The following is a 25,472-nucleotide window of genomic DNA, read 5'->3' as shown; positions in this document are numbered from 1 at the left end:
AAGTATGATCGAAACAGTAAGAAGTCTGATGAAGGAAAAACAGCTTGACGGTGTGTTGATACAGAAACGAAATAATTTCTCTTGGCTGACAGGTGGCAGGCAAAATCATATTGTCTTGAATATCCCTGATGGCGTGTGCAAGCTGTTGATATTGCGTGATGAGATCATCCTGATTGTCAATCAAATGGAAGAAAAGCGGATTGTTGAAGAAGAAATGGCTTTCTTTGATCATCCATACAAAGTTGTCTCAATGAACTGGTTCGAGGATGAGGCCACATATGTCGAGGAACGGACGAAAGGCAAAAAGATAGGGACTGACCTTGAAACAGAAGGCTTTGAGCTGATAGAGGACGATTTGTCTCATGCAAGGTCTATCCTGACGAAAGAACAGCTCGATCAATATGAAATGCTCTGCCATGAAACAGCTACGATCGTTGAATCGATCTGCAAAGAGATTGTTCCTGGTCAAACAGAGAATGAGATTGCTTCACTTGTTGCTCAAAGGGCAATAGCAAAGGGCATGACCATCGAGGTACTGTTAGTGGCAACAGATGATCGCATAGTGCAATATCGTCATCCAATCCCGACGGGGAAAGCACTGCAAAAACATGCGCTCATCGTTCTTTGTGCTGAGAGAAACGGACTTGTGGCGAACGTAACACGCTCTGTCTACTTTGGAAGCCTGCCGAACGAGCTTGCTGAGAATAAAGAGCGTCTTGCACGTATTGATGTCGTCATGAATGCTGCTACCCGCCCAGGTAGTACGATTGGGGATGTTCTAAAGGCTGGAATCTCTCAATACGAGGCTGAAGGATATCCTGATAGCTGGAGAAAGCTACATCAAGGTGGAAAAACTGGCTATGCTTCAAGGGAAATCATCGCTGTGCCTGAATCAAGTGAAATAATTAAGCTTCATCAAGTTTATACGTGGAATCCTTCCCTTCCCGGCTTGAAGTCAGAAGATACGATGGTCGTTGAGGAATCAGGAAATCGCTTTTTAACTCACACGGGAAAATGGCCGTACATTGAAATTGAGCATGCAGGTGTTTTATATAGACGTCCAGATTTGCTAGTGAGAAACAAATAAATGCAGTACTACCGACAATTTGTCTTCTTTTCAGCGTGAATTGAAAGCCCTTGAAGTCTAGGAAGATTGAGCACTGGAGCGGAGCGAATTGAACATTCGTGAGCACCAGCGCGCAGATTTGACAATGAATGCGAGGGTTTGTCTACACGCTGCTACCGACAATTTGTCGGTTTTTTTATGGAAGTCTTTAGTGAGATTCCTCTCATTTATCTACATTACCAATTCTTACAGCATACAGGTTGAAGATATGATCTTTCTTTTCTCGTCAACATGCGTTAAAATGAGGAAGGTTTTGTTGGATGAGGGATTACTATTTTAGAATTGTTTACTTAGATAAAAGTTCATAAAGTTAAATTAAAATTTGACCAAACTTTTTTATTGTGGTAAACCTAAATTTAACAAATGTTTTGTTTGCATGTCCTTTGCCTTCAACTCTCATCTTTTCAAAATCTTTGAAAAAGTTTATTTCTACAATAATATAAATTTTTGACGAAATTATGACATTTTATTAGAAAACTGTTGAAAAATAAATGAACTTTTCAAAAAAGGGAGGCTAACTCCTGCAGATTTTGATAGCATTACAAAGTGGAAGAAAAGTTTTCGAAGGCAGATGGCTTTTCAACAATTATTCAACAATTTATACATTACTTGAGGAAGGATGGTGATCTTCTTGTTCAGAGCAATTAAACCTTTACTTTTACTAGCGATACTAGCGAGTGTATTTGTATTAGGGGGATGCAGCAATATCGCTGTTTTAGATCCTAAGGGACCTGTAGCTGCGCAACAAAAAGACTTGATTCTCTTGTCTATTGGATTCATGCTCTTTATCGTTGGAGCGGTATTTGTTCTATTCACAATCATCTTAGTTAAATATCGCGAGCGCAAAGATGTCGGGAACGCTTCATACAACCCAGAAATACACGGGAATACGCTATTAGAAGTTGTCTGGACAGTGATCCCAATATTAATCGTTGTTGCACTTTCTGTTCCAACTGTTAAAACGATCTATTCTTTAGATGAGGCACCTAAAGCAACGAGCCATAAAGATCCGCTTGTCATTTATGCGACAGCTGTAGATTGGAAATGGATCTTTAGTTATCCAGAAGAAAACATCGAGACAGTGAACTACTTAAACATTCCAGAAGATCAGCCGATTTTATTCAAAATCACATCTGCTGATACAATGGCATCACTTTGGATTCCTCAGTTAGGTGGAGAAAAGTATGCAATGGCTGGAATGGAAATGGAGCAGTATCTTCAAGCTGACGAAGTGGGCACTTATCAAGGAAGAAATGCAAACTTCACAGGTGAAGGTTTTGCACAGCAAAAATTCAAAGTCAATGCATTGACAAAGTCTGACTATGACAAATGGGTGAGTAAGTCTCAAAAAGAAGCACCAAAACTAACGAAGAAAAAGTATGATTACTTGATGCTTCCAGATGGTGCAGATGTGCAGACATTCTCATCAACTCATTTATCTTTTGCGAAGCACGGCGAAGATTCTGAATATGCGCTTCAAGCTCGCAAACGTTTAGGTTATCAATCAGTTTCTCCGCACTCTCATAAAGATCCTTTTGAGAATGTGAAGGGCTATAAAAGAAAATTAGATAGTGAATAATCTGACTAAGGAAAGGAGGAGGCCGTTATGCAATTAAAATGGGATGAGTTTTTTGTAACTGGAGACCCATTAATTCTTGGTGCGCAAATTTCTATCGCTCTTACATCCATTGCCATCGTTTTTGTACTCACATATTTCAAAAAATGGACGTGGCTCTGGAAAGAATGGATTACATCAGTTGATCACAAGAAGTTAGGGATCATGTATATCCTTGCTGCTGTTATTATGTTCTTCCGCGGTGGGGTAGACGGACTGATGATGCGTGCACAGCTGGCGCTTCCTAATAGCACGTTTTTAGATGCAAACCACTACAATGAAATTTTTACAACGCATGGTACGATCATGATTCTTTTCATGGCAATGCCATTTTTGATTGGATTAATTAACGTTGTTGTACCACTTCAAATCGGTGCACGTGACGTTGCATTCCCTTATTTGAACAACTTGAGTTTCTGGACCTTTATGGTTGGAGCAATGTTGTTCAATATTTCCTTCGTTATTGGAGGATCACCAAGTGCAGGCTGGACGAGTTACATGCCGCTCGCAGGCAATGACTTCTCTCCGGGACCTGGACAAAATTACTACTTGCTTGGGCTTCAGATCGCAGGTATTGGTACGCTAATGACAGGTATTAACTTTATGGTAACAATCCTGAAAATGCGTACAAAAGGTATGACGCTTATGCGTATGCCGATGTTTACATGGACGACTCTTATTACATCAGTCATCATTGTATTCGCATTCCCTGTACTAACAGTAGCTTTAGCACTTATGACATTCGATCGTTTATTCGGAACTGCATTCTTTACACTCGAAGCAGGCGGTATGCCAATGCTTTGGGCGAACCTTTTCTGGATTTGGGGACATCCTGAGGTATATATCGTTATCCTACCAGCTTTCGGTATTTTCTCAGAAATATTTGCAACGTTCTCAAGAAAACAGCTTTTCGGTTACAAAGCGATGGTTGTTTCCATCGTAGCGATTTCTGTACTAAGTTTCCTTGTATGGGTTCACCACTTCTTTACAATGGGTAACAGTGCAGCAGTTAACTCGTTCTTCTCGATTACGACAATGGCGATTTCCATACCGACTGGTGTGAAAATATTTAACTGGCTCTTTACGATGTATCGAGGGCGTATCAGCTTTACATCACCAATGCTTTGGGCACTTGGTTTCATCCCGAACTTCGTTATCGGTGGTGTTACTGGGGTTATGCTTGCGATGGCAGCTGCGGATTATCAGTACCATAACACGTACTTCCTTGTATCCCACTTCCACTATGTATTAATCGCAGGTACTGTATTTGCATGTTTTGCAGGTCTTATTTTCTGGTATCCAAAAATGTTTGGCCACAAGCTAAACGAGAGAATCGGCAAATGGTTCTTCTGGGTATTCATGATCGGATTTAACATCTGTTTCTTCCCGCAGTACTTCTTAGGACTGCAAGGTATGCCTAGACGTATTTATACGTATGGACCAGAGGATGGTTGGACTGCGCTTAACTTTATTTCAACAATCGGTGCATTCATGATGGGTGTCGGATTCATCATCCTTTGCTACAACATTTACTACAGCTGGAGACACGCGAAACGTGAAGTGTCTGGAGACAGCTGGGGAGAAGGACGTACACTTGATTGGGCGACATCTTCTGCGATTCCGCCGCATTACAACTTTGCAGCACTTCCAGAAGTAACAGCACCTGATGCTCTCCATGTTTGGAAGCAAAACAATGTGGATGTTCATCCTGAAAAAGAATTTAAGAAAATTCATATGCCGCACAATTCAGGCAGACCGTTTATCATGTCAGTATTCTTCGGAATCGGCGCGTTCGGTCTTGTGTTTGAATGGTACTGGATTGGCATTGTTGGTTTAATCGGTGTGTTCTTAACAATGATTTTACGTTCCTTCGAATACGATAATGGCTACTACATTCCTGTTGAAGAAGTGGTTGAAACAGAGAAAAAGAACAAGGAGGCGCAGAAGTAATGGGACATAATGATAATAGTTATGCAAATGCCCCACTTGAGTATCAGTCTGAAACCGGACGTTTAAACATTCTTGGTTTCTGGATATTCCTTGGTGCAGAGATCGTGTTGTTCTCAACACTTTTTGCGACTTACTTTGTTCTTCACGGTAGAACAGCAGGCGGTGTACTTCCGTCTGAGCTATTTGATATGAAGCTTGTTTTGATCATGACATTCCTTCTTTTGGTCAGTAGTTTCACTTGTGGGATTGCTGTTCATGAAATGCGTCGTGGTAACACAAAAGGTGTTGTTATCTGGACGATCTTAACCTTGCTTCTAGGTGCAGGTTTCGTTGGCTATGAAGTATATGAGTTCTTCCACTATGTACATGAAGGTGCATCTCTTCATACAAGTGCGTATTGGTCTGCATTCTTTGTACTTTTAGGGACTCACGGGTTGCACGTATCGATCGGTATCTTCTGGATCACTGGTATTTTAATCCAAATTAAAAAACGTGGTTTAACACCACAGACAGCTGCGAAGATTTTTATCTCAAGTCTTTACTGGCATTTCCTTGATGTTGTATGGATTTTCATCTTCACAGCAGTTTATTTGATCGGATTAGGGGGGCTTTTGTGATATGGCTGGAAAAACACAATCTCACACAGCAGAGCACGAACACTTCCCTTGGAAACACATTGTTGGTTTCGCCTTATCCATTGTTCTAACGATTTTGGCATTTTGGATTGCGATCGGAGCTGACATAAGCAGTACAGCAAAACTTTGGATTATTTTCGGTTTTGCTTTCATTCAGGCGTTCTTACAGCTTTTCATGTTCATGCATATGACAGAAAGCGAAAATGGTACAGTGCAAGTCGGAAATACATTGTTTGGTTTATTCTGTGCAATTATTTTCGTCATTGGTTCTGTATGGATCTTTGCAGCTCACTACAGTCACGGGGAGAACAGCAAAGACGGATACTCACCATCTGCACCTAAGCAGTCTGAGCATTCCGAAAATGAATGAATTGTGTAGAAATGCAAAAACCACTCATCCTTTAGAGATGAGTGGTTTTTTAGTTAAAATTGATGGCGTTTACAATTTTGCTATCTTGTGATTCTTTTGCGAATGAAAGGAAGTCCATAGATGAGGAATGCAGCGATGTGTGCAAGAACAACATTAATCGCAAAGAAAGCAATCATGAAGGTATGTCCTGTAGGAGATAAACTGCTTGTCATGTAAAGACCAAAGAAAATCCACATAATCATAATTGGCGGTATCGAAGCAATCGCGATTTTTCTATTCTCCAGCCATAAAAACAGTGGTGTAGCCGATGCAATACATAAGTACGCAAAGAACATATCCATCGTATCCAGCTCCTTTGTAAATTGATGTTCGGATCAACTAAGAGTGTTAGGATTCAATTGTGTCTGTTTTAAGGAGAAAATGTGAACATTTTGTTACAATTATTATACCACAAATGGTTTTGAAGTAAACTCAATTAATGGAAAATAGGCCTTATTCCACAAAATATGCATTTTTTTGTTTATATGCGGGTCTATATTTTTAGGTATGATTCGTTCATCAATTTCTATCAAAAACCACATATAAAATTGTATTTCCTTCATAAAATCGTTAAAATAGAGTTTTTAGAGGTCGTGCATCAGTGGAATTTTTTTATTTAATGAGCGTTTCATCTTTAGAAGTAAAAGTATTGTTTTTTTTTCAATTTTAATTGGAACTTTTGCTGACTTCTATTCGTCATATTTAAGGTGAGTTGCTTTTATGAAAATTTAATTCTAAGATAGATAAGGGTTTTTATGTTTGGTAATAAGGGTGGTTAGTTCATGAACAAGCAGAATACGTCTCCATTTTATCAGGGAGATTTGATTTTTATATTTTTTGCCTTTTTTACAATAAGTGTTGTCGCTATTTATGCGGCCGGTCAATTTGGTCAGTATGGTACTAACGCATGGACGAGACAGATTATTTACTATGCTGTTGGTGCCTTATTTATCATTGCTATTAACTACTTTGATTTAGAACAATTAGAGAAACTAAGTTTATATGTTTTTATTGGTGGAATTCTGCTTTTAATTCTCCTCAAAATTAGTCCAGCTTCAATTGGTGGCTATGAAATTGCTCCAATTAAAAATGGTGCGAAAAGCTGGTTTGTTCTACCTGGAATTGGGACCTTTCAGCCCTCAGAGTTTATGAAAATTGGATTAATTATGATGCTAGCGTCTGTTATCGGTAAGGCAACACCTAGAGGTAAACGTACATTAGAAGATGACATCTTTCTGTTATTAAAAATTGCAGGTGTTTCTGCAATACCGGTTGGGTTAATCTTTTTACAGGATGCGGGTACTGCAGCAGTATGTGGGTTTATTGTGCTTGTCATGATATTTTTATCAGGTGTCAATTGGAAGCTTATTTCAATAATTGGCTCTACGGGTATACTTTTGCTTGGATCAGTCTTGGCAATCATTATTTTATTTCCAAGTTTTGCGCAACATACCCTTGGCATTCAAAGTTATCAAATTGACCGAATCACAGCTTGGCTTCCCGATGATTCTACAACAGTGAATAAGGCAGAAACACAGGATGGATCAGGCAGTGATAAGTATCAGGTTGATCAAGCGATTATGGCGATTGGCGCCGGTCAGGTTTTTGGAAATGGGATTAAAAATTTGAAGGTGTATGTGCCAGAAGCGCAAACGGATATGATTTTTTCCATTATCGGTGAAGCTTTTGGATTTGTCGGATGCGCATTTGTAGTGATTGTGTATTTCTTTTTAATCTATCGACTGGTTGTACTGATTGATCGTATTCATCCTTATAGCCGATTTGCGTCGTTTTTCTGCGTTGGCTATACGGCATTGATCGTGATCCATACATTCCAAAACATCGGAATGAATATTGGTGTCATGCCTGTCACAGGGATTCCACTCCTCTTTATCAGCTTTGGGGGGAGCTCTGTCTTATCCGTTCTCATTGGATTTGGTATTGCCTATAATGCAAGTGTTCAACTAACGAAATATCAAAGCTATTTATTTAAATAACATGCAAAAGGACAGTCTACGAATAGGCTGTCTTTTTTGTAAGGCCTACTTTTTGAAAAACGTCTTACATCTGTCATATGATAAAGAGAGTGAAGGAGGTCTTTGAAATGAATCAAACCATTGAAACATTATTAAATCATCGGTCGATTCGTTCATTTACAGATGAACGTTTGACAAAAGAAGAAATTCATACCCTTGTTAAAAGTGCACAGGCTGCCTCAACATCTAGCTATGTACAGGCCTATAGTATCATTGGAGTAACGGATCAGAAGAAAAAAGCCAAACTGGCAGAATTGGCTGGCAATCAGCCATATGTTGAGAAAAATGGGCATTTGTTTGTCTTCTGTGCCGACTTAAAACGTCAAGATCATATTGCGTGTAAGGCAGGTGAAAACAATCGAGAAGCGTTTGAAAACACAGAAGCCTTCTTAATTAGTGTCATTGATGCTGCACTGGCAGCTCAGAATATGAGTGTGGCCGCAGAGTCGATGGATTTAGGCATTTGCTATATTGGTGGTTTACGCAATCAGCTTGTTGAAGTGGCAGAATTACTTAATATCCCTTCTTACGTCCTACCTTTATTTGGACTAGTTGTTGGTCATCCAGCGAAGCAATCGTCGAAGAAAGAGCGCCTACCATTTGGACTCATTTATCATGAAAATACGTATCAACAGGATGAAGCACATATTGACCGATATTTACAAGAATATGATGAGCAGATTTCACGCTACTATGAAGAGCGCACAAATGGAGAGAGAGCCGATACTTGGTCTGAACAAATGGTCAGAGGATTTAGTCAGCCAAAAAGAGAGTATATAAGTGACTTTGTAAAAGAAAAAGGGTTTAACCGAAAATAACGAACAACCCCCTTTCATACGAAGAGAGGGGGATTTGTAGCAAGAGGTGCTCAATTATGTTGACATTAAGTGTATTGGATCAATCTCCTGTTGTAGGAGGTGCATCTCCAGCAGTAGCCATGAAACAAACAATTGAACTTGCCAAGCAAACAGAAAAATGGGGCTATCACCGCTTTTGGGTATCGGAGCATCATTTTTCAGACAGGCTTGCCGGTTCAAGCCCTGAAGTGCTCGTCAGCTATTTAGCTGCTGTCACCACACATATGAGAATAGGGTCTGGTGGTGTGATGCTACCTCATTATAGTGCATATAAGGTCGCTGAGAATTTCCGAGTGCTTGAAGCGCTTGCGCCAGGTAGAATTGATCTTGGAATTGGCAGAGCACCAGGTGGAATGCCGATTTCATCTATTGCGCTTCATAATGGAGAGCGTAAACGGCTAGGGGATCGTTATCCAGATCAGGTAGAAGAGCTAAAGGTTTTTTTACATGACCTAGCAGATGAATCTTACCCATACCCAAATTTGACCGCTTCTCCTAAGGTTGAGACAGCACCAGAAGTATGGATGCTCGGCTCATCTGGAGAAAGTGCAAGACTGGCAGCTAAAGCAGGAGCAGGTTACACATTTGCCCTCTTCATTAATGGTGAAGGCGGTGAGGACCCTATTGAACAATACTTAAATCGATTTGAGCCATCTGTACTCGCTCAAAAACCTCGCATAAGTCTTGCAGTATTTGTTTTATGTGCAGAGTCAGAAGAGAAAGCAGAAGAATTGGCCATGAGTTTAGATTTATCAATTCTAGCAAACGAGCAAGGCATAAAGCTAAAAGAATTTCCTTCACTTGAACTGGCGAAAGCCTACTCATACAGCCCTTATGAACAAAAAAGAGTGCTCGAAAACCGAAAAAGAATGGTCGTAGGGACAAAAGAAACGGTGAAGCAACAGCTTTTAACGCTTGCGAAAGCCTATCATACAGATGAGGTGATCGCTGTTACAATCACTCATCGGCTTGAAGATCGGTTCACCTCTTATCGCTTGTTAAAAGAAGCATTTAATGAAGAATAGCGTATGTATTTATCGTCCTCTTATCCAATAAATCGGAAGTAGTACAATCATCGTCAGCATAAAGATGAGACAGACGAGCAAATTGAGTGGATAGACAATGGCAGTATCCACTGTTTGTTCACAGGCCTGAGTAAAAGGGCGACACTGTCTTTTCTTTAAAAAGATAAAAAAATAGATCAGGGTGATGATGAGAAAAAAAGAGGCAAAAAAAGAAACAATCCATAACAAAATCAACATGGGTTCACATTTCCTCCATTACATGATAGAAAAGCCTTGATGAGCGATATATATGCTCAGTCAAGGCTTTTATGATGTGAATGTTCAATTAAGGATAAATTTCAAATGGTTGTCTTGTTTGAACAGTATCTGATTTCCCTTTGAGGCTTGCATAAGCGAGAAGTGTATATTCACCAGCTTCGAGCTTCTGACCTTGGTTGATAGAGGCGTTCCATTTGAAACGGTGTTCGCCTTTTTCAAGGTTTTTGTAAACGCCTGCTTCACCAAGATATTCTCCCTCTGTTGAGTAGACGAGGAAAGCGAGATTTTCTGCTCCGCCAGGAAGATAAGCGCTCATGACATAGCTACCTGCTCGGCTATCTGGTTCAACTGAAACAGATGTAACACGTGGGTAGTCTGGCTCTTTGACGATCAATAATGTTGGGATTTCAGTGACTTTTTTTCCGTTTTCACGAAGAGTGATCTTTCCTTGATACGTCCCTTTTTTCGTTTTAGCATAATTGACTTGAACTGCAGAGAGGAACGAGCCGGTCGAATTGCCTTTGACTGTTAGCTTTTGCGTTCCATTTGTACTGATTCCCTGACCACTAAATTGATAGTCAATGGTATATGTTTTTGGCACATTTGACAGGTTTTCTACTTTAAATGTATTTGTTTTGATCTGAATGCCTTTTTCTTTTAAGAAAGTACCATAAGAATAGCTTGCATCAGAAACAATGGAAGATGCGTTCAGCGCTTCTATGATTCTCACACTACCTGTTCCTTGTGTGTTGTGTGGGGATGGATCACCATTTACATCATATAGTTTTTCTGCTGTGTTCATGAGGACAGCTTTTATTTTTGCTGTTGACCATTTAGGTTTCGCTTGTTTCACAATTGCTGCGACACCTGCTACATGGGGAGAAGCCATGCTTGTTCCTTGCTTTGAACCGTACCCGTAAGGATTAGCTGGTTCATGTGTTGGAATCGTACTCACAATGCTCACACCAGGAGCAGATAGGTCAGGTTTGATCATCCACGTGTCTACAACAGGTCCGCGAGATGAAAAGTCTGCTACTTGCTCACTTAATTCTTTCACAAATTGAATGGAGAAAGTGGTTGTATTTTTACCAGCATCTATATCTTTGACAAGTGACGTGCCGTCAGCTTTTGAGAGCTTGATTGTTGGCAGTGAAAGTCCAGGTACATCTACAGGAATGTCACCATCCACATTGTTGTACATGACAACACCGATTGCGCCAGCTGCTTTTGCATGATCAACTTTATCCACAAAAGCAATTACACCACGTTCAATAACCGCTATTTTTCCTTTTACATCAATGTCTTGAAAATCTTTTTCCTCACCGACCCCTGCATTCACAAGTGTGACTTGTTTTTGATTTAATGCTTTCAAATCACTCTCTTCATAATAGCCCATGATTTTCGCAGATGAATATGATGGGAAGGTCACGCGATATAGACTGTAAGGAAGCTGAGTTGCCCCAACGGAAATTGCATCTCGAGACGTACCTGGAGATCCAACAGTCCAGCTATTAGGACCACTGTTTCCATTTGATGTGACTGCCACTACTCCTTCAGACATTGCCCAATCGAGGGCGATACTTGTAGCGTAATCAGGATTGTTGACACTATTTCCAAGAGATAAGTTCATGACATCTGCGCCATCTGTGACTGCTCGGTCAATGCCAGCTAGCACATTTTCAGTCGTTCCTGTGCCGCCAGGGCCAAGCACACGGTAGGCTAAAAGCGTGGCATCTTTTGCGACACCTTTAATTTGTCCGTTTGCCGCAATCGTTCCTGCGACATGTGTGCCGTGATCTGTTGATTCACCACGTGGGTCACCTTTAGGTGTTTCCTGTGGTGAATAATCACTATCCACAAAATCATATCCTTTATAAAGATCGAAGTTTCTTTTTAAATCAGGGTGTGTATAGTCAACACCAGTATCAATGACAGCGACTTTGATTCCCTTACCTGTATACCCAGCATCCCATGCTTTAGGCGCACCAATGAATGGAGCACTTTTATCCATTAATGGCGATACATCCTCATTAGGAAGCTGTATATTTTCTTTTTTGATTTCATCTGTCCGATATGTAACATCCGGATAAACTGCTTTGACACCTTCAACAGCGAGGAGCTTAGGAATTTCACTTGCAGGAAGTTTCATAGAGAAGCCAGAGAATACTTTTTCATATTCTTGATTGACACTTGCTTTATCTAGTTTTTTTAGCGCTTCAGTTTTTACTTTTGTTCTGGCTTTTTTTAAAGCGGCTTTCGTTTGTGCTTTGCCTTCTTGTTTCGATTCTACTAACGATTTTTCTTTTAATTCAACAATAACAGTGGTATGTTTTCTTGATTTGGTATTGATTTCTCCGAAGATCTCCGCCTTGTCTAACTCGACTTTTTTGTTTGATGGAGCGGCAGTCGCCTGATGACCTGTGAAGAACGTGGATAAAATAAAAATTGTGGAGAACAATAGAACAGAAGAACGTGAGAGTACTTTTTTCAATTAATTTTCCCCTTTCTAGCTGTGTATTTAGGGAGATAGCCATCCTCTTTGTGCATAAATAGGAAGGATTAACTGCCCGTTATTAAGTATTCCATAACGATAAAACAAATCCTTTACTGAAATGGTCTTATTTTACATAGTTGAAAAGAACTATACCGTGTATAAGTAAGTACTTATGCACAATTACCTGTTGATAACTTGATAACTTAAATATATATATGGAAATAAAAAATAATAAACACACAAAATATAGTTTTGGGCTGTTGATATGTGGATAACATCTGTTGATAAGGTGTGTTTATCTTTGGGATAGTGTGTGAATAAAATATTCATAGAAAATATGAAAAGGACTTACTGTTCTTCTGCACGTTTCAACAAAACTTCTGAAAACTAGTTCGTTTTTTCACCCACATTGTGACAAACATCTCTTTTTCAGCGAGATATGATAGGAGCAGTTATTTGATAGAGTTGCTAGAATTCATAAAACGTGGAGGGATGTTTGTGAGAAAGATGATGGAATGGATGAATACGTGGTTTGTATTGGTAATGAATATCTTAGTGGGGTCACGTCTACTTCTGAAACAAGGTGCATTGCAGTCAGTCGCTATCGACATGCCGTTTCCTGTGGTGGTGGGTGATGAGAGAAAAGAAAAACTGGAAGAAGAGAGAATGAAGAAACGAAGAAAAGCAAAGGATCATTATAAAAGGCTGCTGAAGTTTCAAAAAGAGACGCCTAAGCAGGAACGTGCTGGTCCCGACTTTTCTTTACAGAACAGTTGAAACAGGGTAAAATCCCACATAACGAATGTTATCTGGTGGGAGAGATTGCCCTTGAAGATATATAAAATATTGAATAACAATGCGGTGGTTGTAAAGGAGGATGATCAAGAGAAGATCGTTATGGGTCCTGGCATTGCATTTCAGAAAGGGAAAAATGACGTCATTCCCCTTCAAAAGATAGAGAAAATTTTTGTTGTACGTGAAGAAAATGAGAAATTCAAACAAATTCTTGCGACGCTCCCCGAAGAGCACATCGAGGTAGCAGAGCATATCATCAGTTATGCGGAAGGTGAACTGATGATGCCACTAAGCGATCATATCCACATATCGCTAACGGATCACTTATCCTTTGCCATTGAACGCGTTCAAAAAGGAATTGTGCTTCATCATAAATTGCTAGGCGAGATTAAAGTGTTATATAAAAAAGAATATGAGATTGGTCAATATGCCATCCGCTATGTCAATGAGCGGCTAGCCGTTGGACTGCCTGATGACGAGGCAGGTTACGTGGCGCTTCATATTCATACGGCGAAAATGAATACGGAGACCATGAAAAAAACCGTCAAATTTACAACAATGATTAAAGAAATGATTGAGAAGATCGAACAGTTTTTTGAGCGTTCGATTGACGAGGATAGCATTTCTTATCAGCGGCTTGTAACGCATTTACGGTATGCACTTAACAGGTTGGAATCAAATGAAGCATTTCAGGTCATGGATGATGAGATGCTGATATTTATCCAAAAGAAGTATGATACGGCATACCAATGTGCACGTGAGCTTGCTGTCTTTTTAAAAAGTGAATATGAATTACATCTCCCTGATTCGGAGATTGGCTATATTACGCTGCATGTCCAGCGTCTACAAGAGGCCACAAAGGTTTAACCATTTTAGCCTGTAAGCAGGCTTTTTTTTATGCACACTACTAAGATTAGTGTATATGGGTCATTTGTTTTGAAATAGAGATTGACGAAGATCATCCTTTATACTATCATGAAAGCGTAATCAAAATTCTTATATCGTGGGATTGTGACTGTCAGGCAGGCAAGACCTAAAATTTGCGTAACGATTGGACGTGTATGTCTATGATCGTTGGTGAATTTTAGGTCTTTTTTGCTTTTAAAAAGGAGGAGACAACATGGATTACAAAAAAACAGCTAAAGAATTAACCAAGTTACTAGGTGGTAAGGAAAACGTAATCAGTGCGACACATTGTGCGACGAGATTAAGACTTGTAATGAAGGATGAAGATCAAATTCAAAAGGATGAAATCGAAGAGCTTGATGAAGTGAAGGGTGCCTTTTCAAGCTCAGGTCAATTCCAAGTGATTTTCGGAACAGGTTTTGTGAACAAAGTATATGAACAATTTGCACGTGAGATCGGGCTTGAGACAGGAGACGAGGAGCAAAAGCCTGTTCGTCATGATGAAGCGGTTAAACAAAAAATGAATCCGTTTGCGCGTTTTGCAAAAACGCTCTCCAACATTTTTGTGCCAATCATTCCAGCGATTGTGGCTAGTGGTTTGTTAATGGGCTTTCTTGGAATGATGAAGGCGTTTAACTGGGCAGATCCACACTCAGCTATTTTTCAAATGCTTGATATGTTCTCAAGTGCTGCCTTTATCATTTTGCCGATTTTGATTGGTGTCAGTGCGGCAAAAGAATTTGGTGGCAACCCGTACTTAGGAGCAGTCATCGGGGGAATTATGACGCATCCGAATCTACTCAACCCTTGGGGATTGACCGATGCAAAACCGGAGTACATGCACTTATTCAATGTTGATATTGCCCTTCTTGGTTACCAAGGCACAGTTATTCCAGTGTTATTAACGATATATATCATGTGTAAGCTTGAAATCAATCTGAGAAAAATTGTACCGAATAGTATTGATTTACTTGTGACTCCTTTTGTGACCGTCATTGTGACTGGGTTTGTGGCGTTTATTGCGGTAGGTCCGCTTGGCAGGGTGCTTGGTACTGGAATTTCCAATACACTCACATTTGTTTATGATCACGCAGGGTTTTTGGCAGGTCTTATTTTTGGCGGAGCCTATTCACTCATTGTGTTAACTGGAGTTCATCATAGCTTTCATGCCATTGAGGCAGGGCTTATCAATGATATTGGACGTAACTATTTGCTTCCAATTTGGGCAATGTCCAATGTTGCACAAGGTGGCGCGGGACTTGCTGTCTTTTTCTTAGCCAAGCGGGCAAAAACAAAAGAAATCGCTCTTCCTGCTTCCTTTTCTGCTTTCTTAGGCATTACAGAACCAGTTATATTCGGAGTTAATCTTCGTTATCGTAAGCCATTTATCGCGGCGATGATTGGTGGGGCATTAGGAGGAGCTTTCGTTGTATTCACAAAAGTGGCAGCAAATGCTTATGGGTTAACTGGCATACCGATGATTGCGATTGCAGCACCATTCGGTTTACAAAATGTGGTAAACTATATTTTTGGTATGGTGATTGCCGTTGCCGCCTCCTTTATTCTCACCCTTGTCTTTAAAATAAAAGAAGTCGAAAAATAATAAGGGAGTGGTCATAATGATGACAACAACTGATGCAGAACTTCGTCATAAAGTAACAGAGAGAATGAGTAATTACGAACATTTAGTCAAAAAAGATGTGTATCGCCAGCATTTCCATTTGATGCCACCTGTCGGGCTTTTAAATGATCCGAATGGATTGATTCATTGGCAAGGTATATATCATGTGTTTTATCAGTGGCAACCCTTTAATACTGGGCATGGTGCGAAATTCTGGGGACATTATACTTCAACAGATCTCGTCCATTGGAAGCATGAAGAGATTGCGCTGACTCCGAGTGACTGGTTTGACAAAGATGGCTGTTATTCTGGAAGTGCAGTAATTGATCAAGGAAAACTCCATTTGCTTTACACAGGCAATGTACGAGATGAACATGGAGGTCGTGAGGCTTACCAGTGTTTGGCAGTTTCTGAAGATGGTTTACACTTTGAGAAAAAAGGTGTTGTTGCAAAATTACCAGACGGTTTTACAGCACATTTCCGTGATCCAAAGGTGTGGAAAAGAAATGGGAAGTGGTACATGGTGTTAGGTGCTCAAAATAAAGAACTACAAGGTAACCTTGTGCTGTTTACTTCTGATAACTTAGAAAACTGGACATTTAAGGGAGCGTTAACAGGTAGCGGTCAAAATGGTCTAGGTGATTTCGGATACATGTGGGAGTGTCCAGACTTGTTTGAGTTAGATGGCAAAGATGTACTTATCGTGTGTCCACAAGGATTACCACCAGAGGGGCTGAAATATCAGAATATGCATCAATCAGGCTACTTTATTGGGGAATTAGACGATACCTCTTACAAATATAGGCATGGGAAATTCGAGGAACTTGACAGGGGCTTTGATTTTTATGCACAACAGTCATTTAAGGATGAATCGGGCAGACGTATTTTAATAGGATGGATGGGTGTACCTGACCAAGGGGAGGAACACCATCCGACCATTTCATATCAATGGATTCATTGTTTAACGATTCCACGTGAGCTTTCTCTATCTGAAGATGGAAAACTCATACAAAATCCTGTATCAGAATTAAAGTCAATGCGCACAAATGAACAAGAAGAAATATATCAAATTAAACGCTCTGTACACTCGATTCATGTAGAGGACATTTCTAAAACAGAACTTTATGCAGATCAAATTGAAACGCAAAAAGGATTTGAACTCTGTCTAAGAGGTGCTGCTCGCTTGACTTACGATAAACTGAAGCGACGATTGACGCTGGAACGGGAAAGCTTTGAGAATAGAACAACAGAAATACGTGAAGTAGAAATTGAGGAGCTAAAAGATTTACACATCTTTATTGACGCCTCATCTATTGAAATTTTTGTCAATGGTGGTCGTGAGGTTCTTACTGCTAGGTTCTTTCCTTCCCCGGGAAATAAATCGATTTCGATCAGTGGTAGGAATGAAACGAAGATTAGAATGAAAACATGGCACTTACAAAAAGAAGCAGACTAATTGTTCTGCTTCTTTCTTTGATCAAACTGGAGGAATCTTATGTCTAATTGAATAGCCCTGAATCTTGCTTCCTAAAATGCGGTATCTGATCGCTTGACCGCAGGCATGACGGTCATTTGATGACGTTTTCATATATAATAAATGGGTGAATTATGCTATAATTGAAAAATATAAACAGCTGAGGCTGGCATTTATCCAAATGAGGCAGGATAAAAAAGGGGTTGTTTAATTGAAATCAAAACAGCAGCCGACGACTAGACGACGCTTGGAGACAATGGCAGATCATGTTGAAGATAAACGTGAAGAATATAAAGAATTGCTCATTCAAGTCCAATCTATTCTTGGTGAACCTTCTCTTCAGCAGGACGAATTAAAAGAGAAGCTGTCAGATACGTATGAACAAATGAAAGAATACGCCTTATTTGTTGAATCAATTGAAACCTTTATTCGAAAGATGGCGAAGGAATCAGATCATCAAAAATAGGTGTTTATGTATGGGGAAAAGAGTGTACTCTCAAAGAGTGCGCTTTTTTAGTTGAATCTAGAAATGATAAAGAAGTGCGGTTCTAAAGTGTGAAGGTGAATTGAGTTGAAGATAAAAACTTATATTTATTTAGAAGACGAAGAGAGATTTGTAGCGATCAATGATATTGGAAGTATTAAGAAATTTGTTGCTACCAAAGAAGATTTTATGGAACAGGGATTTACAAATCTAGAGGGAACGATGACGTTCGATAATGGAAAAAAAGGTAAGATTGAGGATTTTGAGAATCCTGATTCTATTGAAGAGTTATGGCATTATGATAAAAATATATTAAAAGATTACATCGATGTAGGTTATGGAAAAATTTATTACCAAGTTTATCATTGGAAATACAGTTAGAAAAAAGATCCGATCAAGAAATGATGTTGTCGCTGGAAAATCAAACTTTGGTCGTAGAATTTAAGGAATTGGTATATACCCTAATTGCATATGGTCGTAAATTTATTGCGTTTTTGGAAGTAATAACTGGTAAACCTGATGATAGCGATTTACGTGAAGAGTTGGAGAGAATAGAAAAGGTATACATAAGCTTGTAAAATCTTTTTAAAATAAGTATGTGATCAAGAAGAAGTAGGTATTGAAGCCTTTTTCTTTTCATTATGATGATAATATTCTATTATGCTCAATGAGTGATAGTGAGATTAAAAAACCGATTCGCCTGTTTGACAAGGCGAATCGGTTTTACTGTTTTATTTGTTGAAACGATGAGCAGAATGTTTTGTTGGTCCAATGTACTCATTTAGCTGGAAAGAGCCTTGAATGGCAACAGTGATGAATTCTTTTGCTGCATAGATGGCGTCTTTCACTTCTAAGCCATTTGCTAGTTCGGCTGTGACTGCTGCTGAGAATGTGCAGCCTGCGCCATGTGTATATTGTGTGTCAATTTTATCGGATTCGAGACGTTCAAAGGTTTGTCCATCATAAAGCAAATCAATCGCTTTATCTTGACTTAGTTTACCGCCGCCAGTAATGACCACATACTTCGCGCCAAGGTCATGAATTCGTTTTGCCGCTTCTTCCATTTGTTCAAATGTTTTGATTTCACCAATTCCACTTAATTGTCCAGCCTCAAAGAGGTTAGGGGTAATGACTGTGGCCAGTGGTGCAAGACTTTCACGCATTGCTTCAGCATGCTCAGGATAAAGGACTTCATTTGCTCCCTTACAAACCATAACGGGGTCAATGACAATATTTTTCAAGTCATATTTCTTAATGGTTTCTGCTGCTAGCTCAATGATGTCTACAGTTGGAAGCATACCGGTTTTAAGTGCATCAACACCGATTCCTTCTACGATCGTTGAGAGCTGAGCACGAATGGTATCCGTCTCAATCGGAAATACTTGATGATCCCAATTGTGATGTGGGTCCATCGCAACGACAACTGTTAAAGCTGTCATACCATATACGTTTTTCTCTTGAAACGTTTTTAAATCTGCTTGAATACCTGCGCCTCCACTTGAATCCGAGCCTGCGATGGTGAGTGCTTTATTCATAGACATAGTAGCTGAACCTCCAATATGATGTGTAACAGTAAATGTTCTATTTCCTATTATAATCAGCTTTTCTATTTATCACAATGAAACGGACGAAAAAAGCGTTCTCATCAGAGAAGAACGCTTGTTGGTACTGACGAGCCTCTACATATGACCTTTTCATCATGAACTATTTTCTTCTTTTCACTCATTTCATCAATTCATGCGTATACCGCCTTTTATATCATGAGAAAAACGTAATTTTATGTTTTAATGAAATGGATGAGTCTGTTAAAAAAGGAGCAAGCCAATCATGAATATTTCACTATTAGTTGTGACACACAATCGACTAACGGCACTATGTGAGTTACTTGAATCCATTACGAAACAAACTGTACAACCCTTTGAAATTGTGGTTGTTAATGATGCGGGTGAGCGAGTAGATGTGATCCAGGAGCTTTATCCTGACTTACCAATTCGTCTTATTCATTTACAGGAAAATGTCCAGCATGTGAACGCAAGAAATGTTGGCATCCGTGAGGTAACAGGAGACGTGGTCATGCTAAGTGATGATGATGACTACTTTACACCTTGCCATATTGAACGAATGAGTGAGGCTCTTAAAGATGCAGATTTCGTCTTTTCTGATGCGGAAATTGTGTCTTTTGAAGAAAAAGGAGCGACACGTATTCCGACATCTAGACGGTTGTTTGCCTATACGGCAGAACTAGAAGAAATGCGGGTATTCTCTACATATGTTCCATCTGGTAGTATGTATAAGCGCAACTTACATGAACAGATCGGGTACTTTGATCCTGCCATGCATCATTACTGGGATTGGGATTTCTTTTTGCGTGTCTCAAACCATGCGAAGACTGAGCGTGTGCCAGTTGCCAGTGTGATTTATGCCTTCTTTGACGGTGGAGGAAATCAATCGAGTGATCTTGGTGAAAAAAGAAAACAGTATTTAGATGATTTAAGCAAAAAGCATTCGCTTGGGGATTTGCCGACTGCAAACTTCGCGGTTTTACTTGAAGAGCCAGCGATGAAAAAAAGAGAAGCCCAAAGTGATATTGTTTGGGATGGAAGGCCAATGATCTCTAGATTAGTTAAGCAAATGGAAGGAGGAGACCATGTATGAAGCAATTTCTGAATGATAGCTGGTGGAAGGTCATGGAGAGTGAATTTGAACATCCATATTATCAGGAGCTAAGAGAGTGGATTAAGGAAGAGTATCGTTCTCAACCTGTTTTTCCAAAGCCTGATGATATTTATCGTGCGCTCCATTTAACGACATATGAAGATGTGAAGGTTGTTATCCTTGGACAAGACCCTTATCATGGCCCAGGTCAAGCGCACGGTTTAAGTTTTTCCGTCCAACCAGGTGTGAGACAACCACCATCGCTCAAAAATATTTTTCAAGAGCTAAGAGATGACATCGGCTGTCAAATTCCAAATCACGGCTCACTTATCAGTTGGGCAGAGCAAGGAGTTCTCCTACTTAATACAGTGCTCACAGTCAGACAAGGGGAGGCGAACTCTCATAAGGGAAAAGGCTGGGAACGTGTGACTGACCGCGTGATAGATGTATTAAATGAACGGGAGCAGCCTGTTGTTTTTGTCCTTTGGGGAAGACATGCTCAAGCCAAAAAAGAACGCATTGATGGCTCAAAACATTTTGTCATTGAATCACCACATCCGAGTCCGTTCTCTGCACGAAACGGTTTTTTTGGTAGTCGTCCTTTTTCTAAGGTAAATGAATGCCTGAAGACAATTGGAACGCAGGAAATCAAGTGGTGTATTGAGGATATTGAATAGAAGAGGACGAAGGAAATGCTCCTTCGTCCTTGTGGTTATTTTAAAAATTTACGGACGATGTCGAGTCCGTTTTTTGCATTTGGATAACGGAAAGAGAAGTCGAATAAATTGGTTTGTCTCAACACGCTTTTTTCATGTGTGAAGGTAAGGAAGCTTTCATGACCATGGTAGCGTCCTATCCCGCTCTCTCCTACACCACCGAACGGTAAGTGTGAATTTGCTACATGCATCAGCGTATCGTTGACACAGCCTCCGCCAAAAGAGATGTGGTCTAAGATGTATGTTTCATTCTTTTTGCTTGTCGTAAATAAGTAAAGTGCAAGAGGTTTAGGTCTAGCACCTACCATTTCAATGACTTCATCTACAGAGTTGAAGGTCATGACAGGTAAGATCGGGCCGAAAATTTCTTCCTGCATAACAGGATCATCCCAAGTGATTTGATCTAAAATCGTCGGTGAAATTTTTAATTCTTCTTCGTTCTTTTTCCCACCAGTGACAATGTGACCATTTTTGAGAAAGCCTGATAACCGGTCAAAATGTCGTTTGCTCACAATTTTTCCGAAGTGTTCATTTGTTTCTGGATGATCTCCATAAAATGCTTGAATACAAACTGTCATCTCTTTTAAAAGCTCATCTTTTACTGATTCGTGGACGAGCAAATAGTCTGGTGCAACACAGGTTTGTCCGGCATTTGTGAACTTCCCGAACACAATGCGCTTAGCAGCTAGCTTTAAATTAGCATCTGGCATGACGATACATGGGCTTTTGCCCCCAAGTTCAAGTGTAACAGGTGTTAGGTGCTTGGCGGCAGCCTCCATCACGATTTTGCCGACACCGACGCTACCTGTAAAGAAGATATAATCGAATGGGAGCTTGAGCAGCTCAGTGCTTACTTCAACACCGCCTTCTACAACAGCGGCCTGCTCTTCTTGGAAGACACTTTCGACGATGACTCGAATGATTTCAGATACGTGAGGCGTTAGTTCAGATGGTTTTAAGGTCACTGAATTTCCAGCTGAAATGGCGCCGACTAGCGGTGAGAGTGCCAATTGGAAAGGATAGTTCCATGGTGCAATGACGAGAACGCTTCCGTAGGGCTCTTTAATAATGAAGCTTTTGGAACCGATGTGTGTTAACGGTGTTTTCACACGTGTTGGTTTTGCCCACTTTCGTAAATGCTTCATGGTATGATTGATTTCTTCGTAGACAATTCCAATCTCGGTCGTATAGGCTTCTTGTTCGGATTTATGTAAATCTAGCTGTAATGCTTGTAAAATCGCCTCTTCATTTTGTTTGATGGCTGATTTTAGTTTTGCTAGAATCAGGAGTCTTTCGTTGACCGTAGTTTTTTGATAAGCCTTTTGGCTTTTTAGTAAGGCTAATTCATTTTTCATTTCGTAGCCCCTTTCGGCTAATTGTATTTATCATTATCTAGGAATTGTCAAGGAAGGTCAAATAAGTTGTTTTAATGCTAGTTGACTTTGTTTTGCAGTGGTATCGTCAGGGGTATAAAAGAGAAGAAAGAGCACGAATATAAAAAATGGTCAGGTTTTGACCAAATGAGATGTTTGATTTGGTAAAATAACTGAGGAAAAGTATTTTAGCGATTGGGAGGGCATGGCCTTGAACATACATATATCAAGTCTTCTTCAAAAAATGGATGAAGCCATTCGAAAAGCAAAACAAGCGGGCAACGAAGAAGAGGTCAAGCGTCAAGTGGCAGCAATCTCGTCATTATGTGATGTGATTTTAGATGAGCCAGTGCAGGTGAAAACGCCGACTTCTCCAATGATTTCAACACCCCCCTCTGTCGTCATCCCTTCACCGCAGGTACAAACGACAGATCAGCTCATGCTCGAAAAGCTAATGGGAACGACTGGTGCGAAGCAATTTCAAAACAAAGGGGATACTCAAAAAGAGGAGGAAGGGAACGGCGACTCCATTTTTGATTTTTAACGTGTTCTTGTAGGGACAAGGGAAGGTGAGACGATTGAAACTATTTTTAGGAGCCATTCAATGGATGGCGTTTTTTATCGCTGCTTCAATTGCAGTGCCGATTGCAATTGCTCAAGCATTTGAGCTGAATCAAGTTCAGTCCGCGGAGCTGATACAAAGTACGTTCTTTTCACTCGGTCTTGTTGCAATGGTCCAATGCTTATGCGGACACATGCTACCAATCAATGAAAGCCCTGCCGGATTATGGTGGGGAGTCTATACGATTTATGCAGGGATGACTGGAACGATCTTCGCCTCCTATCCTGAAACACTTCAAGCGCTACAAGGAGCATTGATCATCAGTGGATTTTTCTTTTTGATTTTCAGTATCTTTAAGATCATTGATTGGCTTGCTTCATTATTTACGCCAGTGGTGACAGGCATTTATTTATTATTGCTTGTTGTTCAGCTCAGCCAGCCAATTATGAAAGGATTAATGGGCATCGGGTATAGAGGGAACAATGTGGATGGATTTATTTTTTGTTTGTCTATTTTTATTATCGTGATGACGTTCATCATTAATCGGTCAAAGTGGCTTTATTTGAAACAATTCTCTGTTCTGATTTCACTTGCGGGAGGATGGCTGCTGTTTGCTGTGCTTGGGTTAGCCAAGCCTGTTCGCATTCCCGAGAACGTGATTGAATTTCCAAAGCTGTTTCCATTTGGCATGCCGGTTTTTGACAGTGGCTTGCTTGTGACTTCTTTTTTCATTACCATCTTACTTATTGTGAACATGCTTGCTAGTATTCGGATTGTGGAAAGCTCGGTCAAAGCATTTGGAGAGCTACGTGAACGAAAAAGAGCCCGTCCTGCTGGTTTTGTTGCAGCATTTGGCCATGTTATGAGTGGAATCATTGGTGCGATTGCACCTGTTCCTATTTCAGGCGCAGCGGGTTTTATTCAAACAACCAAATCTCCTTCAAGAAAGCCTTTCTTTTTAGGGAGTTTATTGATTGTCTTTATTAGTTTATTCCCGCTTTTGATGAGCTTCTTTTCAGCATTGCCATCGCCTGTAGGATTGGCTGTTAATTTTGTTGTTTTCTCCTCAATGATTGGTATCGCTTTGTCTGAATTTGATGTGTATGAGAAGGAAGACATACCACGTGTGCGATTTGTGCTTGGGGTATCCATTTTAGCTGGAGTTGGTGCTATGTTTGTCCCGAAAGAGGCACTACAGGGAATGCATCCGGTTCTCATTTCACTATTAAGCAATGGGCTTGTGCTCGGTACACTCATTGCCATTGTCGTTGATCAAGTGCTATTAAGAAGAAAAATGAAATCTGACAATCTCGTGTCAACACAGGGGCAAAGTTGAATGTAAGCTCAGAAGCACGCTATGATAAACATAATTTGATATGAGATAAGGAGAATGACGAATGAAACTTTTTTTCATTTTAGGTGCAATTAACGCAATGCTCGCCGTCGGGCTCGGTGCTTTTGGCGCACACGGTCTTGAAGGGAAAATCCCAGAGAAGTACATTGAGATTTGGAATAAAGGGGTTCAATATCAAATGTTTCATGCCATTGGGCTATTTATCGTGGCGTTTTTAGCTGATAAGCTGACTGGCATTTCGGCTGTGCCGACAGCTGGGTGGATCATGCTAGCGGGAATCATCTTTTTCTCAGGAAGTCTTTATGTATTAGCACTCACACAGGTGAAGATTCTTGGTGCCATTACACCAATTGGTGGATTAGCATTTATCGCTTCTTGGATCATTCTTGTCGTCACTGCAGCGAAGAATTTATAGGATGAAAAAAACCGATGACCTTTCATAGAGGCATCGGTTTTTTGCTGCTTTGTATTAGCTCCAATAAGGAGAATAGTTCGGTGGAGTCTGATAGTACGGCACATAATGAGAAGGGGGTGTGGGACGGGTCGTGGCTTCCTCTTCTCTCTGGCAAAATGGACCTATGAACGCACCCGGTTTGACCGGTTGAATCGCCTGTTTCCACTGGGTTTCATTCATACAGTAAGTATGTGCCATGATGTTAGATGGTGTTAGTTTAAGAAGGTCAGATCCAAGAATAACCTCTGGTGTCGATGCATTAAATATGGCAAGCAAATGTGTTCGATCTTGCAGTGCCACCTCATAATGCCACCAGCCTTGAGGAACATTTGCCACTTGACCTGGCGTAATCGTGTAAGTTTGAAGCTTCTTTGTAAAAGGGTTCAGCAGTGATACCGCGGCTGACCCTGTAATGCAATAAACAAGCTCGGCTGCGTTTTGATGATAATGAGGTTCCACTACTTTGTTTTTACTTAGATATATATCTAGCAATGATACTTGGTCTAATGAATTCATTTGTTTTTTTCCTAAAATATTGATCAGGTTATGCTGATCATATTGAACGAGCGGACTTTTGTTTAAATCAAATGAATACGTCACATTTGGCGATGTATAATCCAAATCCATGGTCATTTATTACTCACCTCTAGGCTTTTAATGAAAGCTACTAGGC

General features: G+C 40.2%; 25 protein-coding genes. 19 read left to right on the top strand and 6 right to left on the bottom strand.

The window, feature by feature from the left end; translation table 11 throughout:
- The first annotated feature begins 4 nt into the window (after positions 1-4).
- From ACQKEZ_RS08925 to qoxD, 5 genes are all read left to right on the top strand, one after another.
- Entirely contained in the window at positions 5-1,087 is a 1,083-nt protein-coding gene (locus tag ACQKEZ_RS08925) for a M24 family metallopeptidase (protein ID WP_427299987.1), read from the top strand.
- A gap of 661 nt (positions 1,088-1,748) precedes the next feature.
- On the top strand, positions 1,749-2,705 hold the full coding sequence (qoxA, locus tag ACQKEZ_RS08920) for a cytochrome aa3 quinol oxidase subunit II (protein ID WP_427300539.1): 957 nt from the start codon (positions 1,749-1,751) through the stop codon (positions 2,703-2,705).
- 27 nt (positions 2,706-2,732) lie between these two features.
- A complete protein-coding gene (qoxB, locus tag ACQKEZ_RS08915) occupies positions 2,733-4,691 on the top strand; it encodes a cytochrome aa3 quinol oxidase subunit I (protein ID WP_427299985.1) in 1,959 nt (652 codons plus the stop codon).
- Positions 4,691-5,308, top strand: coding sequence for a cytochrome aa3 quinol oxidase subunit III (gene qoxC / locus ACQKEZ_RS08910; RefSeq protein WP_427299983.1), 618 nt, complete (start codon positions 4,691-4,693; stop codon positions 5,306-5,308). Before qoxB ends, qoxC begins: the two co-directional genes overlap by 1 nt.
- A gap of 1 nt (position 5,309) precedes the next feature.
- Positions 5,310-5,696 carry a cytochrome aa3 quinol oxidase subunit IV gene (gene qoxD, locus ACQKEZ_RS08905; protein WP_427299981.1) on the top strand — a complete coding sequence of 129 codons (387 nt, stop codon included), beginning with the start codon at positions 5,310-5,312 and terminating at the stop codon, positions 5,694-5,696.
- 80 nt (positions 5,697-5,776) lie between these two features.
- Here the strand turns inward: qoxD and ACQKEZ_RS08900 are convergent, their stop codons facing one another.
- Positions 5,777-6,037, bottom strand: coding sequence for a spore morphogenesis/germination protein YwcE (locus ACQKEZ_RS08900; protein WP_427299979.1), 261 nt, complete (start codon positions 6,035-6,037; stop codon positions 5,777-5,779).
- 480 nt (positions 6,038-6,517) lie between these two features.
- On the opposite strand from ACQKEZ_RS08900, the gene ACQKEZ_RS08895 reads away from it, so the two are divergent.
- From ACQKEZ_RS08895 to ACQKEZ_RS08885, 3 genes are all read left to right on the top strand, one after another.
- Positions 6,518-7,732, top strand: a complete 1,215-nt coding sequence (locus ACQKEZ_RS08895; protein WP_427299977.1) for an FtsW/RodA/SpoVE family cell cycle protein — start codon at positions 6,518-6,520, stop codon at positions 7,730-7,732.
- A 107-nt stretch (positions 7,733-7,839) separates the two neighbouring features.
- Positions 7,840-8,589: an oxygen-insensitive NADPH nitroreductase gene (gene nfsA / locus ACQKEZ_RS08890; RefSeq protein ID WP_427299975.1), complete on the top strand. Its 750-nt coding sequence runs from the start codon at positions 7,840-7,842 to the stop codon at positions 8,587-8,589.
- 56 nt (positions 8,590-8,645) lie between these two features.
- Entirely contained in the window at positions 8,646-9,653 is a 1,008-nt protein-coding gene (locus ACQKEZ_RS08885; RefSeq protein ID WP_427299974.1) for an LLM class flavin-dependent oxidoreductase, read from the top strand.
- A 9-nt stretch (positions 9,654-9,662) separates the two neighbouring features.
- On the opposite strand, the gene ACQKEZ_RS08880 is transcribed toward ACQKEZ_RS08885, so the two are convergent.
- Positions 9,663-9,890: a hypothetical protein gene (locus ACQKEZ_RS08880; protein WP_427299973.1), complete on the bottom strand. Its 228-nt coding sequence runs from the start codon at positions 9,888-9,890 to the stop codon at positions 9,663-9,665.
- A gap of 88 nt (positions 9,891-9,978) precedes the next feature.
- Positions 9,979-12,402, bottom strand: coding sequence for a S8 family peptidase (locus tag ACQKEZ_RS08875; protein ID WP_427299971.1), 2,424 nt, complete (start codon positions 12,400-12,402; stop codon positions 9,979-9,981).
- A gap of 501 nt (positions 12,403-12,903) precedes the next feature.
- Between ACQKEZ_RS08875 and ACQKEZ_RS08870 the strand changes: the two genes are divergently transcribed.
- From ACQKEZ_RS08870 to ACQKEZ_RS08845, 6 genes are all read left to right on the top strand, one after another.
- Positions 12,904-13,182: a hypothetical protein gene (locus tag ACQKEZ_RS08870; protein WP_427299969.1), complete on the top strand. Its 279-nt coding sequence runs from the start codon at positions 12,904-12,906 to the stop codon at positions 13,180-13,182.
- A gap of 51 nt (positions 13,183-13,233) precedes the next feature.
- Positions 13,234-14,067: a PRD domain-containing protein gene (locus ACQKEZ_RS08865; protein WP_427299967.1), complete on the top strand. Its 834-nt coding sequence runs from the start codon at positions 13,234-13,236 to the stop codon at positions 14,065-14,067.
- A 253-nt stretch (positions 14,068-14,320) separates the two neighbouring features.
- Positions 14,321-15,709 carry a sucrose-specific PTS transporter subunit IIBC gene (locus ACQKEZ_RS08860; protein ID WP_427299965.1) on the top strand — a complete coding sequence of 463 codons (1,389 nt, stop codon included), beginning with the start codon at positions 14,321-14,323 and terminating at the stop codon, positions 15,707-15,709.
- Positions 15,710-15,728: 19 nt separating this feature from the next.
- Complete coding sequence (locus ACQKEZ_RS08855; RefSeq protein WP_427300537.1) at positions 15,729-17,183, top strand: glycoside hydrolase family 32 protein; 1,455 nt, start codon at positions 15,729-15,731, stop codon at positions 17,181-17,183.
- Positions 17,184-17,412: 229 nt separating this feature from the next.
- A complete protein-coding gene (locus ACQKEZ_RS08850; protein WP_427299963.1) occupies positions 17,413-17,667 on the top strand; it encodes a hypothetical protein in 255 nt (84 codons plus the stop codon).
- A gap of 105 nt (positions 17,668-17,772) precedes the next feature.
- Positions 17,773-18,066 carry a hypothetical protein gene (locus ACQKEZ_RS08845; RefSeq protein WP_427299961.1) on the top strand — a complete coding sequence of 98 codons (294 nt, stop codon included), beginning with the start codon at positions 17,773-17,775 and terminating at the stop codon, positions 18,064-18,066.
- Positions 18,067-18,416: 350 nt separating this feature from the next.
- Here ACQKEZ_RS08845 and ACQKEZ_RS08840 read toward each other — a convergent pair whose 3' ends face one another.
- Positions 18,417-19,226 carry a bifunctional hydroxymethylpyrimidine kinase/phosphomethylpyrimidine kinase gene (locus ACQKEZ_RS08840; protein WP_427299959.1) on the bottom strand — a complete coding sequence of 270 codons (810 nt, stop codon included), beginning with the start codon at positions 19,224-19,226 and terminating at the stop codon, positions 18,417-18,419.
- 286 nt (positions 19,227-19,512) lie between these two features.
- Between ACQKEZ_RS08840 and ACQKEZ_RS08835 the strand changes: the two genes are divergently transcribed.
- Entirely contained in the window at positions 19,513-20,340 is an 828-nt protein-coding gene (locus tag ACQKEZ_RS08835; RefSeq protein WP_427299957.1) for a glycosyltransferase family 2 protein, read from the top strand.
- A complete protein-coding gene (locus tag ACQKEZ_RS08830; protein ID WP_427299955.1) occupies positions 20,337-21,017 on the top strand; it encodes a uracil-DNA glycosylase in 681 nt (226 codons plus the stop codon). Before ACQKEZ_RS08835 ends, ACQKEZ_RS08830 begins: the two co-directional genes overlap by 4 nt.
- Before the next feature lie 35 nt (positions 21,018-21,052).
- On the opposite strand, the gene ACQKEZ_RS08825 is transcribed toward ACQKEZ_RS08830, so the two are convergent.
- Positions 21,053-22,411, bottom strand: coding sequence for an aldehyde dehydrogenase (locus tag ACQKEZ_RS08825; RefSeq protein WP_427299953.1), 1,359 nt, complete (start codon positions 22,409-22,411; stop codon positions 21,053-21,055).
- Positions 22,412-22,640: 229 nt separating this feature from the next.
- Between ACQKEZ_RS08825 and ACQKEZ_RS08820 the strand changes: the two genes are divergently transcribed.
- From ACQKEZ_RS08820 to ACQKEZ_RS08810, 3 genes are all read left to right on the top strand, one after another.
- Positions 22,641-22,973 (top strand): YwdI family protein, encoded by a 333-nt coding sequence (locus tag ACQKEZ_RS08820; protein WP_427299951.1) that lies wholly within the window; start codon positions 22,641-22,643, stop codon positions 22,971-22,973.
- A 34-nt stretch (positions 22,974-23,007) separates the two neighbouring features.
- Positions 23,008-24,327 carry a purine/pyrimidine permease gene (locus ACQKEZ_RS08815; protein ID WP_427299949.1) on the top strand — a complete coding sequence of 440 codons (1,320 nt, stop codon included), beginning with the start codon at positions 23,008-23,010 and terminating at the stop codon, positions 24,325-24,327.
- Between the two features lie 61 nt (positions 24,328-24,388).
- Entirely contained in the window at positions 24,389-24,760 is a 372-nt protein-coding gene (locus tag ACQKEZ_RS08810; protein ID WP_427299948.1) for a DUF423 domain-containing protein, read from the top strand.
- Between the two features lie 54 nt (positions 24,761-24,814).
- Here ACQKEZ_RS08810 and ACQKEZ_RS08805 read toward each other — a convergent pair whose 3' ends face one another.
- Positions 24,815-25,432 carry a cupin domain-containing protein gene (locus ACQKEZ_RS08805; protein WP_427299946.1) on the bottom strand — a complete coding sequence of 206 codons (618 nt, stop codon included), beginning with the start codon at positions 25,430-25,432 and terminating at the stop codon, positions 24,815-24,817.
- Between the last annotated feature and the right edge of the window lie 40 nt (positions 25,433-25,472).

Source organism: Bacillus sp. NPDC077027 (assembly GCF_050269555.1).
GTDB lineage: Bacteria > Bacillota > Bacilli > Bacillales > Bacillaceae > Bacillus.
The sequence above is the reverse complement of the archived record's forward strand: the minus strand, read 5'-3'. Positions and strand labels throughout refer to the sequence as shown.